We start from the raw sequence: 14,850 nt of genomic DNA on the forward strand, positions 1-14,850 counted from the left end.
CTCAACCAGAAATGTAGAAAAGTGATGATAATCAATTCTGTGGAAGTACCGCTTCATGTTCAATGAATACACTGACCTGAAAAGTGCTCTTGGCCTCTCCAGCCGTTCAATCACTCATCGGTGGAATGAAACAGGCGTTAGCGATATCGAAGGTTACGCGACACACATCGAGAAGCTGGCGAAATACGTCAAATGGATGGAAACAGCCGGGAAGATCGGCATTGGCCTTTCAGCATTGGATACTGCCGCAAAGATCACTGAAGCCTGCACCGTAGGGCGGGATTGCGCCAAAATCTCGTTTACTTCCATTGGTGAGTTTGCAGGTAGCTTAGCTGGGGGGCTTTGGCAAGCAGAATTATCCAAGGCAGCGCAGCAAGTTCAATCTGCGCAGTGGTACTGGGGGCTGCAACAATAGAGGCTGGCGGCGCAGGTGCCTTGCTCTGCACGATCGGCGTAAGTGGTGGTATAGCATACGGTAGTGATAAGGCATTATCTGCGGTAGGAGAGTACTCCGGCGAGCTTTTATACAAGGTAAGCAGCAATGATTAATACTCCAGATAAAGTATTCCTCGTGGCTACTTGCCTTGGTACTGTGTTCATCATTGCCAGTGTAATAGCCTCACTTCTGAACAGGAAAAGATTTAAAGAGGTCTGTCAGCTATACAAAGAGAAGTTTGGCTGCCTTCCCGATGCCGTATTACTGTTCGAGAACGTTAACTCACTTTACTTCAAGGGCGCATACGGCATAAAAACGCAGTTCATATTTATGCCGCTATTGTGGAATAAAAGCTCAATACTGACCAAAAATGATGATAAAGATTTCATCCGGGGACTACCGAAACGGATTATCAGACCATTTTATGTAGAGGCACTTCTTGGTCTGACTAGGCTGTGTCCCTTAATCGTCTGAGCTATAGTAACCATCTGTTTCTACAACATATTGAACTATGGCCCGCTACGACCTTCCCGATGAAGCATGGGATATCATCCAGCCTTTACTGCCCGCTCAACCTGCAACACCACGGGCCGGACGCCCATGGGCGGAGCATCGTATGATCATCAATGGCATGTTCTGGGTGTTGTGCTCTGGTGCCCCATGGCGTGATTTACCTGAACGATACGGCCCATGGAAAACCGTATATAACCGCTTTAACCGGTGGTCTAAGTCGGGTGTGATTAATATTATTTTCAACAGGTTGCTTTCTTCTCTTGATGCTCACGGCCTCGTTGACTGGTCAGCTACTGCGCTGGATGGCAGCAATATCCGGGCACTCAGGTGCGCCGCCGGCGCGCAAAAAAACATCCCGATATCGCCGGAGATCATGGGCTGGGTCGCTCTCGCGGTGGTTTTGGCACCAAAATCCATATGGCGACGGATGCAGGCGGTCTCCCGTTAAATATCGTGCTGAGTCCCGGACAGGCTCACGAAAGCCAGTTCGCATTACGCCTTCTGGACGGAATTGGTGTTCAGCGCCAGAACGGCAGCATGAAACGTCGTGGTTATGCGGTGCTGGCTGACAAAGCCTACTCAGGACATGCGCTTCGCAATGAGCTGAAACGAAAAGGGATAAAAGTGGTTATCCCGCGGAAATCTAATGAAAAAATGGCAGCAGATGGTCGTTCACAGCTTGATCGTGATGCTTATCGTAATCGCAACGTTGTTGAGCGGTGTTTTGGCTGTCTGAAAGAATACCGTCGCATTGCCACGCGTTACGACAAAACGGCGAGGAATTATCTGGCGATGGTGAAACTGGGTTGCATTAGACTGTTTTACAAAAAATTATGCAATTAAAGGACACAGCCTAGTATAGTATTTTTTGTAATCTCAGGGATTTTGATGCTGGCGATAAAACATAGTTGGGTGTAAAAGGCACGTCTCTTAGCGGGCTTTGCTCTGAGACACAAAGTGAGATACAGTCTGCGACACAAGACAACCCCTGCGCCGTAGATACCTGACGTATGGTTGAACGAAACCGGCTTATCAGTCAGCTTCAACTCATTCAAAAACGCCCTGCGTAGGATAAGCTAAGCAGGGCGTTTTGCTATTTCCGAAGGTGACCGTTCAGGCGGCGCTTTCTTCATCCTGAATCCGCATCTCGGCTTCTGAAACAATGGCTTCCAGTTCGCTGAGCATCTGTTCATAACCAAAACTGACGACCTGCGTTGGCTCCGTTAACAGCGGCTCGGGCGACGATACGACTTTCTTTGCTTTCTTCTTATGCTTACTCACTGACAGACTCCATGACTCCCGTTATTACACCGGTAAATCTATCAGTAAAGCGCGCAACGGCGTGTCGGCAACGAGGGTAATGTTAGCTTCGTCACGAATAAACGCTCCGTCACCGCAGGTCAGGGCCTGTTTTTCTTCTTCATCGGCGACCGCATGCACCGTTCCATGGATCGATTGCAGGTAGGCGCGCGGTCCGTGGAGCCGGACATCAACCTGTTCGCCTTTGGCGAGATCGAGATGGTGGATCCACACCTGCTGACGCAGCTGTAAACTGTTTTGCGCGCCGTCAGGCGACGCGAGCAGCTGTTGCCCGCTACCGGCGATAGCCATTTTCTGCACCAGCGGATTTTCTCGCTGCGGGCAGGCATCCAGCCACAGCTGCATCCGCGTCAGCGAACCGTCTTTACTCAGATTGTGCTCGCTGTAACTCACCCCAGGCTGAGTGGATATCAGCAGCGCTTCACCGGCCTTTGCCTGCACATGGTTGCCGTCACTGTCACGATATTCCGCTTCCCCTTCCAGAATCAGGTTCAGGATATCGACTTTCGGGTAGGTACGCGGTTGAAACGACGCGCCGGGTGCCAGAACTTCCTGGTTGAGGACGCGTAAAGACGCGTAGCCTAACAGTTTAGGGTCAAAGTAGTGTCCGAAGGAAAAGGTGTAGCGGGCCTGCAGCCAGCCGAAATCTGCTTGTCCGCATTGTTTGGCTGTTCGGGTAGTAATCATTTTCTTGACCTCTCTTTACACTAAATCAATGGTAAAGGTATGGACGCTGTATTGTTAGCCAGATATTCTGCCCGGTATATTCAAATTTCCTGAATGAGAGTGCTATGGCCAGAGAGAGAGCATTAACGCTGGAAGCGTTACGCGTAATGGACGCTATCGACAGGCGCGGGAGCTTTGCTGCTGCGGCTGATGAACTCGGACGAGTGCCCTCTGCCCTCAGCTACACCATGCAAAAGCTGGAAGAGGAGCTGGATGTGGTGCTGTTTGACCGCTCAGGACATCGGACAAAATTCACCAACGTTGGGCGGATGTTACTGGAACGCGGGCGCGTGTTGCTGGAAGCGGCCGATAAACTCACCACCGATGCCGAAGCGCTTTCGCGCGGCTGGGAAACGCATCTGACCATCGTGACCGAAGCCCTGGTTCCGACCCTGGACTTTTTTCCGCTGATTGAGAAGCTGGCAACCAAATCAAATACCCAGCTGTCGGTGCTTACCGAAGTGCTGGCCGGCGCATGGGAGCGGCTGGAACAGGGGCGCGCGGATATCGTGGTCGCCCCGGACATGCATTTTCGTTCCTCATCGGAGATTAACTCTCGCAAACTCTATTCGGTGCTGAACGTCTATGTCGCTGCGCCGGATCACCCCATTCACCAGGAGCCGGAGCCGCTTTCCGAGGTGACGCGGGTAAAATATCGCGGCGTGGCGGTGGCCGATACCGCCCGCGAGCGTCCGGTTCTGACGGTACAGCTGCTCGACAAACAGCCGCGCTTGACGGTCAGTACCATTGAAGATAAACGTCAGGCTCTGCTGGCAGGGCTGGGGGTGGCGACGATGCCCTATCCGCTGGTCGAGAAAGACATCGCCGAAGGGCGCTTACGGGTTGTCAGCCCGGAATATACCAATGAAATCGACATCATTATGGCGTGGCGCCGCGACAGCATGGGCGAAGCGAAGTCATGGTGTCTGCGCGAGATCCCTAAGCTGTTTGCCGGGAAATAAATCCGCTATGCGCTCCTTCCGCGGGAGGAGCGCATCTTTCACGATGACAGGGGTTTGGGATCCGGCCCGAAACGGTTGTTGCCGGGCGTACCGTTCTGGCAATTGAAGAGCAGGATGATAAGCCAGCCAATAACCGGAATCAGCAGCAGCAACAGCCACCACGCCGAGCGATCCGTATCGTGTAAACGGCGAAACTGCACCGCCCACCATGGTAAAAAGACCAGCACGCCATAAATCGTCGTCAGGATGCCTTCACCTCCTGCGCGTTGCCATCCCAGCATTTTATCGATGATGCTCAGTACGCCGGTCAGGATGATGTTGACCAGAATAAACATCCAGTACTCTTTGCGGCGTGCGCGGCCGCCAAATCCAATATAGTTTCTCAGTACTTTTAAATACCAGTCCATTTTTACGCCTCGGTTAACGGTCAATCACTTGTTTTTAAAGCGATCGCAATAAGAATAGACGTGAATAGCTGGCGGGTAAATATTCAGGATCTGAAAATATCGGGCGCCGGGAATGGCGCCCGGCAGGTTAGCGGAACAGACGATCCCGGCCGTGCGGCTCGCTGAGATCCTGATGAGGTCCGACGGAGATAATCCCGGTTGGGTTTATCGTTTTATGGCTGCGATAGTAGTGGTTGCGGATGTGGGGAAAACTCACTGTTTCCGCAATGCCCGGTATCTGGTAGATATCACGCAGGAAACCATACAGATTGGGGTAATCGCTGATACGGTGTTTGTCGCACTTAAAGTGGGTCACGTAGACCGGGTCGAAACGCACGAGGGTAGTCCACAGACGAATATCGGCTTCGGTCAACTGGCTGCCTGTCAGATAGCGATGCTGGCCCAGAATCTGCTCCAGGCGCTCCAGCGAGGTGAACACGGCATCGACCGCTTCATCATAGGCCTGCTGGCTGGTGGCGAACCCGGCTTTATAGACGCCGTTATTGACGTTGTCGTAGATCCAACCGTTAAGCGCATCGATCTCTTCGCGCAGCGCGGGCGGGTAGTAATCGCCGGCGGTGGCGCCGAGGCCGTCAAAGGCGGTGTTGAACATGCGGATGATTTCAGCCGACTCATTACTGACGATCGTATGCTGCTTTTTATCCCACAGCACCGGCACCGTGACGCGTCCGGTGTAGTGCGGATCGGCGTGCAGGTAGAGCTGATAGAGGAATTCATGTTGATACAGCGTATCGCCGGTCGCCTCGGGAAAATCGTCGTCGAAAGTCCAGCCGTTTTCCAGCATCAGGGGGTGTACTACCGAGACGGAAAGGAAAGGATCCAGGCCTTTGAGCTTGCGCAGAATTAACGTGCGGTGCGCCCACGGGCAGGCGAGGGATACGTACAGATGATAGCGATCTTTTTCTGCGGCAAAGCCGCCGTCGCCGGAAGGGCCCGGTGCGCCATCGGCAGTCAGCCAGTTACGGAAGGCTGAAACGGAACGCTTGAAACGCCCTCCGGTGGATTTGGTGTCGTACCAGGTATCGTGCCAGACGCCGTCAATTAATTGTCCCATTTTTTCCTCCTTCAGGCTTCAGATAGCAAAAGCGAGGAGATATCTCCTCGCTTTGTTCTTCACTCAGTATAGTGCGCTTACCACTTTTTATTCAGCACGCGGTCGATGCTGAATGCGCCTGGACCGGTAATGGCCAGCAGCAGGAAACCGCCTGCGATGGTCAGGTTTTTCATGAACATCAGTGAGTTCACGCCTTCAGCAAAGTTGCTGTGAAACAGGAACGCGGTCAGCAGGGTGAAGCCTGCGGTGAACAGCGCGGTGGTACGCGTCAGGAAACCGAACAGAATCGCCAGACCGCCGCCGAACTCCAGCAGAATGGTTAACGGCAGTAATGCGCCCGGTACGCCCATGGCTTCCATATATTGTTGAGTACCCGCATAACCGGTGATTTTTCCCCAACCTGCGGTGATAAACAGGATTGGCATCAGAATGCGTGCTACCAGTACACCAACATCTTCTAATTTTTTCATTTCTTACTCCAGAAAACCCAAAGGGCGGCGATTTTGTTTTTTGGTGCAATCCTGCGTAGTTACGCGGGTTTGCTGTCGATGGAGAGAATAGTAGCGAGGCTCGAAAAGAATTGTTAGCAAGGAAAACTGTAGATCTTCATCAAAGATTCTGAGTGATTGCGAGCGGCAGACAGCGGTAACCTGGGCAATGAGCAGGGATGACCGCCGTCGCCGGCGGTCGCCGTGGCGATGAAGAGCCGCGTCATGCACGGAGGCATTTACGCCGCGGAACAAAGAAAGTAGGGGACGGGAAGAGGTTTAGAGGGATGATGTCTGGCGCAGCAGGCGTTTTGCCATGCGCCAGGTGCTCCAGAGACCGAAGCCGCGTTTAGTCCAGCGCAGTAAAAAGCGCGGATGACGAACGGACCAGACGGCCATCAGACCACTGCCGACCACCGCCCAGGAGCGCAGGTGCTGGAAGGTTTGCCAGCCGCGGTCTAACGGGGCGGTCGCGTCAAGCCAGTCGCGGCGGCTGGCGATTAAATCCAGCCGCTGCTGTTGGATCTCGCGCAACAGCAGCGCTTTGCGCTGCTCGCGTTGCTGTTTACTGCTCATCGGCGTTCTTCCTCCAGCAGCGCGCGGTCTTCCGCCAGCTCTTTGCGCGTCAAGCGCAGGAAAGTCGAACGGCGGGCTTTACGCAGCGTCCAGATGCCGCCAGTTAATGCGCTGAGAAGCAGAACGGCGGTGGTCGCAATCATCACATACAGCCGATACTGGGGATCGATGGCCCAGATTATCAGAACCAGCAGGCTCATCAGGCCAAAGGCGGCAAACAGCAGCGTCAGCCCCAGCATCAAAAACAGCTGGAAGAGGTTCGCCTTCTCTTCTTCCAGCTCCACGACCACCAGGCGCAGGCGCGTTTCCACCATTTCAACCAGCAGCGTCATGATCCGCTGGCCAATACCGAAAACGCTCTTGCCCGGTCCCTGCGTGTATTGAGAATCCGCCATAATTAACGACGCGTCAGCAGGACACCCAGCACCAGCCCGACGGCTGCGCCAATACCTACACCGGTCCACGGATTTTCGCGGACGTACTCGTCGGCGCGGGCGGCGGTTTCACGCGTTTGTCGGACGATGGCATCGCTGGTTTCACCCAAACGGACGCGGCTTTCCTTCAGCGCGCTTTCTGCCTTGCTACGCAGTTTGCCAATCTCTTCTTTTGACTTATCCGTGGAGGAGTTCAGCACTTCTTCCAGGGTATCAGCCAGAGTCTTCAGTTCTGCACGCAGATCGTCTGCAACGTTGTCTTTAGGCATCTTTCTCTCCTGTAGAGTGGGTCCATAACGTAAAAAGTAACTAACTAGTAATCACGCGACTCGAGCGTTTTCAGCTCTTGCTGCGCTTCATCAAGTTTGTGCTGGCGCTTGCTGATTTTATCCGCATCACCTTTTTTCCGGGCTTCCTTCAGGTCGCGCTGACGTTCAGCAATCTCTTCACGCTGTCTGGCGATTTTTTGCTGATGAGCGGCTCTGAGCTGGCTGTCGCTGCAGTTTGCTTTGACCTGGCTGAGTGCCTTATTCAGGCCATCGATACGGCTCTGATTGTGGTGTTTTTCAGCGTAGCTAATCTCACGCTTAATATCCTGCTCTTTTTCCTGACAGGGAGTGTTGGCAAAGGCGCTGGCGCTAAGCGAACCCAGGACCAGCAGCAGAGCTATGCGGTATTTCATGAATGCTACCTTCCATTGTGTGAGGGCATACCGGGAGATATGCCCGATCCAGTCGATAAACGTCAGCCCGGCGGCTCCCGCAGTCTTAAGCATAGTAAGTAAAACGAGAAACCACCAAACTGCGTGAAAATATTCAGAATTTTGGCTGGTTATCCAAATCTGTGTGGCGCATCGCGCAGACGGGAGAGCCATGCTGTCGGCGTATTCTCGTCCTCCAGCAAAGCAATAATATAACCATGTGGCAGGGCGCGGCCCAACACTTCTTTTGCGGCGATGCCCTGGGCGTTGGAATCAAATTTAATCAACAGGCCGTCTTCTTGCGGAGTGATACTTTTAAAACGAATCCCGTTGGCGTCAAGATGATGCCAGACGGAAAAACCGTCAGGTATGCTAACGCTCCGGGAGACAGGGTGGATAGTCAGGGTTGATTCCTGTTGCTGCGCCGCCAGCCATAGCCAGATCAGCGCGCACAAAAAAACAGAACCGCCCAGCAGCCAGCTAATCCGGTATCGGGAGAGGCTTTTTATGGCCATCATCAGCTCCGGCTTCTGTATTTTTTCTTCCACAGGACCACTAACGAGCCGATTAAGCCAAATACCAGCAGCACGACCGGCAGCAGCATCAGGCAGGACATCAGCTGATCCTCATATTTGAGGAACACCGGGGTTTTACCCAGCAGGTAACCCAGGGAAGTCAGAATCAGAACCCACAGCAGACCGCTCATCCAGTTAAAGAACTGGAAGCGGGCATTGCTCAGACCTGAAAGTCCGGCAATAGTCGGCAGCAGCGTACGAACGAAAGCGATAAAACGGCCCATCAACAGGGCGGAGAGCCCGTGTTTATGAAACAGGTGATGCGCGCGCTGGTGGTAGTGGGAGGGCAAATGTGAAAGCCAGTTTTGCACAATCCGCGTATTGCCGAGCCAGCGGCCCTGAATATAGCTGAGCCAACACCCCAGGCTGGCTGCCGTCGTCAGCAGAAGCAGGGTTTCCGGAAAACCCATTGCGCCTTTAGCTATCAGAACGCCGACCAGCACCAGCAGGCTGTCGCCGGGTAAAAAGGCGGCGGGAAGCAGGCCGTTTTCAAGGAATAAAATCATAAATAAGGCAAAATAAAGCATGCCAATCATGGAGGGATTCGCGAGGGTCTCGTAGTCCTGGCTCCATAAAGCATTCAACAATTGGGTTAATAGTTCCATTCACGATTCCTGGTACAGCGGTTAACGTTATGCCTGAACGCAGTGTGTATAGCGATATAGATTCTTATTCGATTAGGGTCGCTGTCGGTGCGTTCTGAACGGTTCCCTGTTAAAAGTGAAATCAGCGCAAGCTCGCTTCAGAACGTCAAAATGCATCTAATTGTAACAAATGCACTGAGTTTACGTCAGAAAAATTGCAGTCAGATGCGGGTTGATTTTGCTGATTGCGGCGGCGGGTGGCGAGTGTCTTTACACAGGCTGACACTATAGATGTTTGCTTACCCTGGCGGGGTTGCGGGCAGGCGCTGGCCGCCTGCCTGAAATGAAGATAACCGCTTATTTTGCGCCGTTGGCGGCGGTATCGAGGTGAACGACCGGATTTTCTGCAAACAAATAGCGGTCGGCATTGAATTCAAAATCGTCGCTGGTTTCGTTGAACAACATCAGCTTAGTGTTCTCCAGGTGCTGCCACATGGCCAGTTTCGCCGCGTGCGGATCTTTGCGAATCAGCGCCTTCAGAATTTGGTCATGATCGTCGCACCAGTTATCCACCGTGCGCAGGTCGATATGGTCATGGAGCTTTTTCCAGTACGGGTTATGCACGCGCTGGGTCCACATTTTTTCAACAATAGCGGCTAATGCCGTATTTTGCGTCGCCAGGGCCACCTGGACGTGAAACTGGAGATCCCATTCCGAATCGCGGAAACATTTCTCTTTACGCGCCTTCTCCTGAATCTCCATCAGCTTCATGATGTCCTGCTTGGTCACCTGGGTGGCGGCGAATTCGGCAATATTGCTTTCAATCAGCTGACGCGCCTGCAGCAGCTCAAAGGGACCGTAGCTGGCGAACTCCAGGGTTTCATCAACCGCCTGCTGATGCTTCGGATGGTTGGAGATGACGTGGATGCCGGAGCCCTTGCGCACCTCCACATAGCCTTCCACTTCCAGCATGATAATGGCTTCGCGAACCACGGTGCGGCTGACGCTCTTTTCATCGGCGATAAAACGCTCTGCAGGCAGCTTATCGCCCACAAGGTAGACACCTTGTTCAATGCGCGCCTTCAGCTCGGCAGCAAGCTGCTGATACAAACGACGCGGTTCTGTGATTTCCATATTCACTCCCGGAAGATGGCGACAATATTGGATTTGTTATACCACTTTTACCCGCATCTCACCACATTAAGGCATGAAAAAGCCGCCTTCGAAGAGGCGGCCTGGTCAACTTTTCTCACTATATCAGGGCTAGTTTTGCGTCGCCGGCTTAGTCGTTTTGAGCGGTGGGGCGTCGTCATCGGCCGACTTGTTCTTCAGAACGGTCCAGATGACAAGGGCGCCCAGCAGATCGAAGACCGCCAGTACGGCGAACAGCGGGCTGAAACCGATGGTATCCGCCAGAGCGCCAACCACCAGGGCGAACATGGTGCTCGCCATCCAGGCCGCCATACCGGTCAGGCCGTTTGCCGTAGCCACTTCGTTACGGCCAAATACGTCAGAAGAGAGCGTAATCAGCGCTCCGGACAGCGCCTGGTGAGCAAAGCCGCCGACGCACAGCAGGGCGATAGCCACGAACGGGCTGGTAAACAGGCCGATCATCCCCGGGCCAATCATCAGCAGTGCGCCCATGGTCACGACCATTTTACGCGACACAATCAGGTTAACCCCAAACCAGCGCTGGAACAGCGGCGGCAGATAGCCACCAACAATGCAGCCCAGGTCGGCAAACAGCATTGGCATCCACGCGAACATGGCGATTTCTTTCAGGTTAAAACCATAGACTTTAAACATGAACAGCGGGATCCAGGCGTTGAAGGTCCCCCAGGCTGGCTCGGCCAGGAAGCGCGGCAGGGCAATGCCCCAGAACTGGCGGTTGCGCAGGATCTGCCACGGCGACATTTTCTTGCTGTTGTTGGTCTGGTGCTGTGATTCCTGACCGCCGATGATGTAGTCGCGCTCTTCGGTGGTTAATTTTTTCTGGTCGCGGGGGTGTTTATAGAAGACCAGCCACGCCATTGCCCAGATAAAGCTTAAGACACCGGAGATAATAAACGCCATCTGCCAGCTGTGCATTACAATCGCCCAGACCACCAGCGGCGGGGCGATCATCGCGCCGATTGAAGAGCCGACGTTGAAGTAACCCACGGCAATAGAACGTTCTCTTGCCGGGAACCATTCGGAGCTGGCCTTCAGGCCTGCCGGGATCATCGCCGCTTCCGCTGCGCCGACCGCGCCACGAGCCAGCGCTAATCCGCCCCAACTGCCCGCCAGCGCCGTTGAACCACAGAAAACGGCCCACGCGATAGCGAAGAAGGCATAGCCGATCTTCGTGCCCAGTACATCAAGGACGTAGCCCGCCACCGGCTGCATGACGGTATAAGCAGCTGAATAGGCTGCGATGATATAGGAATACTGTTGGGTGGAGATGTGTAACTCTTCCATCAGAGTTGGCGCAGCCGCAGCCACAGTGTTACGTGTCAGGTAACCCAGCACGGTGCCCATTGTCACCAGTGCGATCATGTACCAACGTAACCCTTTAATTTTACGCATGTAAAACCTCATCGTTTGTTATATCTCCGCAGCGCGTGCGGCCATCTTCAAACCCTGTAGCAGGGTTGAGAAGGAGAAATGGAGGGCCCAGCAGGGAAAACCCATATGGCCCGAACCTTGCCATTAATTGTTTTGCTCAATTCGGTATCCATACCGGTCAATGCGATGTAATGAATCATCGCCAGTACATTCCTGTGGTTTATATGTTGCGACGGCAGAAAGATAACTTGTCATACAACTTTAAAGGTTGAGTACTGTCACAAAAGTGGGAAAGTTCATGGGGGTATTATTTCTTGCGAGCAAAGCCAGTACTGGCGCGGCTTGCGCAAGGGTTTACGCCAGAAAGGAGACTTTTTTTGTCAGCGTTTATTGATCTAACTCACGAAAAAGATTTCGGCCTGTGGAAATTGGTGTGATAACTTTGTCAGCATGATCGTCAATCATCTGAAGGGCTCCTCAATGGGGCGAAGAGGAAATGAAAATGACACCGTTTATGACCGAAGATTTTCTGCTTGATACCGAGTTTGCCCGCCGTTTGTACCACGACTACGCCAAAGACCAGCCGATTTTCGACTATCACTGCCACCTGCCGCCGCAGCAGATTGCCGAAAATTATCGCTTTCAAAATCTGTATGACATCTGGCTGAAAGGCGACCACTACAAATGGCGCGCGATGCGCACCAATGGCGTGGCCGAGCGCCTGTGTACCGGCGATGCCTCGGACCGCGAGAAGTTTGACGCATGGGCGGCAACCGTACCGCATACGATCGGCAACCCGCTTTATCACTGGACACATCTGGAGCTGCGCCGCCCGTTTGGTATTACTGGTAAGCTGCTCTCCCCGTCCACCGCGGATGAAATCTGGAATCAGTGTAACGATCTGCTGGCCCAGCAGAGCTTCTCCGCCCGCGGCATCATGACGCAAATGAACGTGAAAATGGTCGGCACCACCGATGATCCGATTGATTCGCTGGAACATCATGCGGCGGTGGCGAAAGAGACGACCTTCACCACCAAAGTGCTGCCAAGCTGGCGTCCGGATAAAGCGTTCAACATTGAGCAGGCGACGTTTAACGACTATATGGCGAAGCTGGGTGAAGTCTCGGATACCGATATCCATCGCTTTGCCGATCTGCAGGCTGCGCTGATGAAACGTCTGGATCACTTCGCCGCGCACGGCTGTAAAGTCTCGGATCATGCGCTGGATGTGGTGCTGTTTGCCGAAGCCAGCGAAGCCGAACTCGATAGCATCCTTGCTCGCCGCCTGGCCGGTTCAGCGTTGAATGAGCATGACGTTGCGCAGTTTAAAACGGCCGTGCTGGTCTTCCTCGGCGCAGAATACGCCCGTCGTGGCTGGGTGCAGCAGTATCACATTGGCGCGCTGCGCAACAATAACCAGCGTCAGTTCAAACTGTTAGGGCCGGATGTTGGCTTTGATTCCATCAACGATCGTCCAATGGCGGAAGCGCTGTCCCGTCTGCTGAGCAAGCAGAATGAAGAAAACCTGCTGCCGAAAACCATTCTTTACTGCCTGAATCCGCGCGATAACGAAGTGCTGGGTACGATGATCGGCAACTTCCAGGGAGAAGGGATGCCGGGCAAGATGCAGTTCGGCTCCGGCTGGTGGTTCAACGATCAGAAAGACGGCATGGAGCGTCAGCTGACCCAGCTGGCTCAGCTTGGTCTGCTCAGCCGTTTCGTCGGCATGCTGACCGACAGCCGCAGCTTCTTGTCCTACACCCGTCATGAGTATTTCCGCCGCATTCTGTGCCAGATGATCGGCCGCTGGGTTGCCGCGGGCGAAGCGCCGGCGGATATTCAGCTGCTCGGCGAGATGGTGAAAAATATCTGCTTTAACAATGCGCGTGATTACTTCGCGATTGAATTGAATTAAGACCAGAGGCCGGTTGTTATGCAATACATTAAAATCCATTCGCAGGATAACGTTGCTGTCGCGTTAGCAGATATGGCGGCGGGTACCCAGGTCACCATTGATGATGATGCAGTTACCTTAAGCCAGGACGTGGTACGTGGTCATAAGTTCGCGCTACGCGCGATTGCGAAGGGTGAAAACGTCATCAAGTATGGTCTGCCCATTGGTCATGCGCTGGCGGATATTGCGCCTGGGGAGCATATTCATGCCCATAATACGCGAACCAACCTGAGCGACCTTGACGAGTATCGCTATCAACCGGATCTTGCCGGGCCTTCGGCGCAGCCGGCCGACCGCGACGTGCAGCTCTATCGTCGTGCTAACGGTGAGGTCGGGGTGCGCAATGAACTCTGGATCCTGCCGACCGTCGGCTGTGTCAACGGTATCGCCCGTCAGATTCAGAACCGGTTTCTGAAAGAGACCAACGAAGCGGAAGGCACCGATGGCGTCTTCCTCTTCAATCACACTTACGGCTGCTCGCAGCTGGGGGATGATCACATCAATACCCGTACCATGTTGCAAAACATGGTGCGTCACCCGAACGCCGGGGCCGTGCTGGTGATTGGCCTCGGTTGCGAGAACAACCAGGTCGACGCGTTCCGCGAAACCCTTGGCGAGTTCGATCCGCAGCGCGTTCACTTTATGATCTGCCAGAAGCAGGACGACGAAGTGGAAGCGGGAGTGGAGCATCTGCATCAGCTTTATGAGGTGATGCGTCACGACAGACGTGAGCCAGGCAAACTGAGTGAGCTGAAGTTTGGCCTCGAGTGCGGCGGTTCAGATGGCCTGTCGGGGATTACCGCGAACCCGATGCTGGGACGCTTCTCGGATTACCTGATAGCCAACGGTGGCACCACCGTACTGACGGAAGTTCCGGAAATGTTCGGCGCCGAGCAGCTGCTGATGAGCCACTGCCGCGATGAAAAGACCTTCGACAAGCTGGTGACGATGGTCAATGACTTTAAGCAGTACTTCATTGCGCATAACCAGCCGATTTACGAGAACCCGTCGCCGGGGAATAAGGCGGGCGGGATCACCACGCTGGAGGATAAGTCGCTGGGCTGTACGCAGAAAGCGGGCTCCAGCGAGGTGGTGGATGTCCTGCGCTATGGCGAACGTTTAAAAGTGCATGGCCTCAACCTGCTGAGCGCGCCGGGCAACGATGCGGTGGCCACCAGCGCGCTGGCCGGCGCGGGCTGTCATATGGTGCTGTTCAGCACCGGTCGCGGCACGCCTTACGGCGGTTTCGTGCCGACGGTGAAAATCTCGACCAACAGCGAGCTGGCGGCGAAAAAGAAACACTGGATCGATTTCGACGCCGGCCAACTGATTCACGGTAAAGCGATGCCTCAACTGCTGGAAGAGTTCGTGGATACCCTCGTTGATATCGTCAATGGCAAACCGACCTGCAATGAGCGTAATGACTTCCGTGAGCTGGCTATCTTTAAGAGTGGCGTAACGTTGTAGGAACCCGCTATTATCCCCTGCCGTTGCCCCTGGTCTGTTGAGGGTAGCAT

Annotated in this window: 18 protein-coding genes; 5 read left to right on the forward strand and 13 right to left on the reverse strand. The window is 54.0% G+C overall.

What is annotated here, in order from left to right:
• Positions 1-55: 55 nt before the first annotated feature.
• Entirely contained in the window at positions 56-415 is a 360-nt protein-coding gene (locus tag Electrica_RS02775; RefSeq protein ID WP_228267387.1) for a hypothetical protein, read from the forward strand.
• A 532-nt stretch (positions 416-947) separates the two neighbouring features.
• A protein-coding gene (locus Electrica_RS02785; protein ID WP_141963343.1) for an IS5 family transposase occupies positions 948-1,792 on the forward strand; the annotation gives its coding sequence in 2 pieces (ribosomal slippage) (positions 948-1,293 and positions 1,293-1,792; 846 coding nt in all).
• A gap of 270 nt (positions 1,793-2,062) precedes the next feature.
• Here Electrica_RS02785 and Electrica_RS28350 read toward each other — a convergent pair.
• Complete coding sequence (locus Electrica_RS28350) at positions 2,063-2,236, reverse strand: hypothetical protein (protein WP_227699467.1); 174 nt, start codon at positions 2,234-2,236, stop codon at positions 2,063-2,065.
• Between the two features lie 18 nt (positions 2,237-2,254).
• Positions 2,255-2,956: a pirin family protein gene (locus tag Electrica_RS02790; protein ID WP_141963345.1), complete on the reverse strand. Its 702-nt coding sequence runs from the start codon at positions 2,954-2,956 to the stop codon at positions 2,255-2,257.
• Positions 2,957-3,060: 104 nt separating this feature from the next.
• Here Electrica_RS02790 and Electrica_RS02795 point away from each other — a divergent pair, with 104 nt between their 5' ends.
• Complete coding sequence (locus Electrica_RS02795; protein WP_131048494.1) at positions 3,061-3,957, forward strand: LysR family transcriptional regulator; 897 nt, start codon at positions 3,061-3,063, stop codon at positions 3,955-3,957.
• A gap of 38 nt (positions 3,958-3,995) precedes the next feature.
• Here the strand turns inward: Electrica_RS02795 and Electrica_RS02800 are convergent, their stop codons facing one another.
• The 11 genes from Electrica_RS02800 to Electrica_RS02850 all read right to left on the reverse strand — a co-directional run bounded on the left by Electrica_RS02800 (position 3,996) and on the right by Electrica_RS02850 (position 11,400).
• Positions 3,996-4,364 (reverse strand): DUF805 domain-containing protein, encoded by a 369-nt coding sequence (locus tag Electrica_RS02800; protein WP_100685511.1) that lies wholly within the window; start codon positions 4,362-4,364, stop codon positions 3,996-3,998.
• A 127-nt stretch (positions 4,365-4,491) separates the two neighbouring features.
• Positions 4,492-5,478 (reverse strand): glutathione S-transferase family protein, encoded by a 987-nt coding sequence (locus Electrica_RS02805; RefSeq protein WP_131048495.1) that lies wholly within the window; start codon positions 5,476-5,478, stop codon positions 4,492-4,494.
• A gap of 77 nt (positions 5,479-5,555) precedes the next feature.
• Positions 5,556-5,948, reverse strand: a complete 393-nt coding sequence (locus Electrica_RS02810) for a DoxX family protein (protein WP_004867955.1) — start codon at positions 5,946-5,948, stop codon at positions 5,556-5,558.
• A gap of 297 nt (positions 5,949-6,245) precedes the next feature.
• Complete coding sequence (locus tag Electrica_RS02815) at positions 6,246-6,542, reverse strand: YqjK-like family protein (protein ID WP_100685509.1); 297 nt, start codon at positions 6,540-6,542, stop codon at positions 6,246-6,248.
• Complete coding sequence (locus Electrica_RS02820) at positions 6,539-6,937, reverse strand: phage holin family protein (protein WP_131048496.1); 399 nt, start codon at positions 6,935-6,937, stop codon at positions 6,539-6,541. Before Electrica_RS02820 ends, Electrica_RS02815 begins: the two co-directional genes overlap by 4 nt.
• Positions 6,938-6,939: 2 nt before the next feature.
• Positions 6,940-7,245, reverse strand: a complete 306-nt coding sequence (locus tag Electrica_RS02825; RefSeq protein WP_004867946.1) for a DUF883 family protein — start codon at positions 7,243-7,245, stop codon at positions 6,940-6,942.
• A gap of 44 nt (positions 7,246-7,289) precedes the next feature.
• A complete protein-coding gene (locus tag Electrica_RS02830) occupies positions 7,290-7,658 on the reverse strand; it encodes a DUF1090 domain-containing protein (RefSeq protein ID WP_100685506.1) in 369 nt (122 codons plus the stop codon).
• Positions 7,659-7,807: 149 nt separating this feature from the next.
• Complete coding sequence (mzrA, locus tag Electrica_RS02835) at positions 7,808-8,191, reverse strand: EnvZ/OmpR regulon moderator MzrA (RefSeq protein ID WP_131048498.1); 384 nt, start codon at positions 8,189-8,191, stop codon at positions 7,808-7,810.
• Between the two features lie 2 nt (positions 8,192-8,193).
• Positions 8,194-8,856 carry a DedA family general envelope maintenance protein YqjA gene (gene yqjA, locus Electrica_RS02840; RefSeq protein ID WP_100685504.1) on the reverse strand — a complete coding sequence of 221 codons (663 nt, stop codon included), beginning with the start codon at positions 8,854-8,856 and terminating at the stop codon, positions 8,194-8,196.
• A 336-nt stretch (positions 8,857-9,192) separates the two neighbouring features.
• Positions 9,193-9,969 (reverse strand): transcriptional regulator ExuR, encoded by a 777-nt coding sequence (gene exuR / locus Electrica_RS02845; RefSeq protein WP_100685503.1) that lies wholly within the window; start codon positions 9,967-9,969, stop codon positions 9,193-9,195.
• A gap of 129 nt (positions 9,970-10,098) precedes the next feature.
• On the reverse strand, positions 10,099-11,400 hold the full coding sequence (locus tag Electrica_RS02850; protein WP_100685502.1) for an MFS transporter: 1,302 nt from the start codon (positions 11,398-11,400) through the stop codon (positions 10,099-10,101).
• A gap of 481 nt (positions 11,401-11,881) precedes the next feature.
• Here Electrica_RS02850 and uxaC point away from each other — a divergent pair, with 481 nt between their 5' ends.
• Positions 11,882-13,294 carry a glucuronate isomerase gene (gene uxaC / locus Electrica_RS02855; RefSeq protein ID WP_141963347.1) on the forward strand — a complete coding sequence of 471 codons (1,413 nt, stop codon included), beginning with the start codon at positions 11,882-11,884 and terminating at the stop codon, positions 13,292-13,294.
• An 18-nt stretch (positions 13,295-13,312) separates the two neighbouring features.
• Entirely contained in the window at positions 13,313-14,800 is a 1,488-nt protein-coding gene (locus tag Electrica_RS02860) for a UxaA family hydrolase (protein ID WP_141963349.1), read from the forward strand.
• Positions 14,801-14,850 lie beyond the last annotated feature (50 nt).

Source organism: Klebsiella electrica (assembly GCF_006711645.1).
Taxonomy (GTDB): domain Bacteria; phylum Pseudomonadota; class Gammaproteobacteria; order Enterobacterales; family Enterobacteriaceae; genus Klebsiella; species Klebsiella electrica.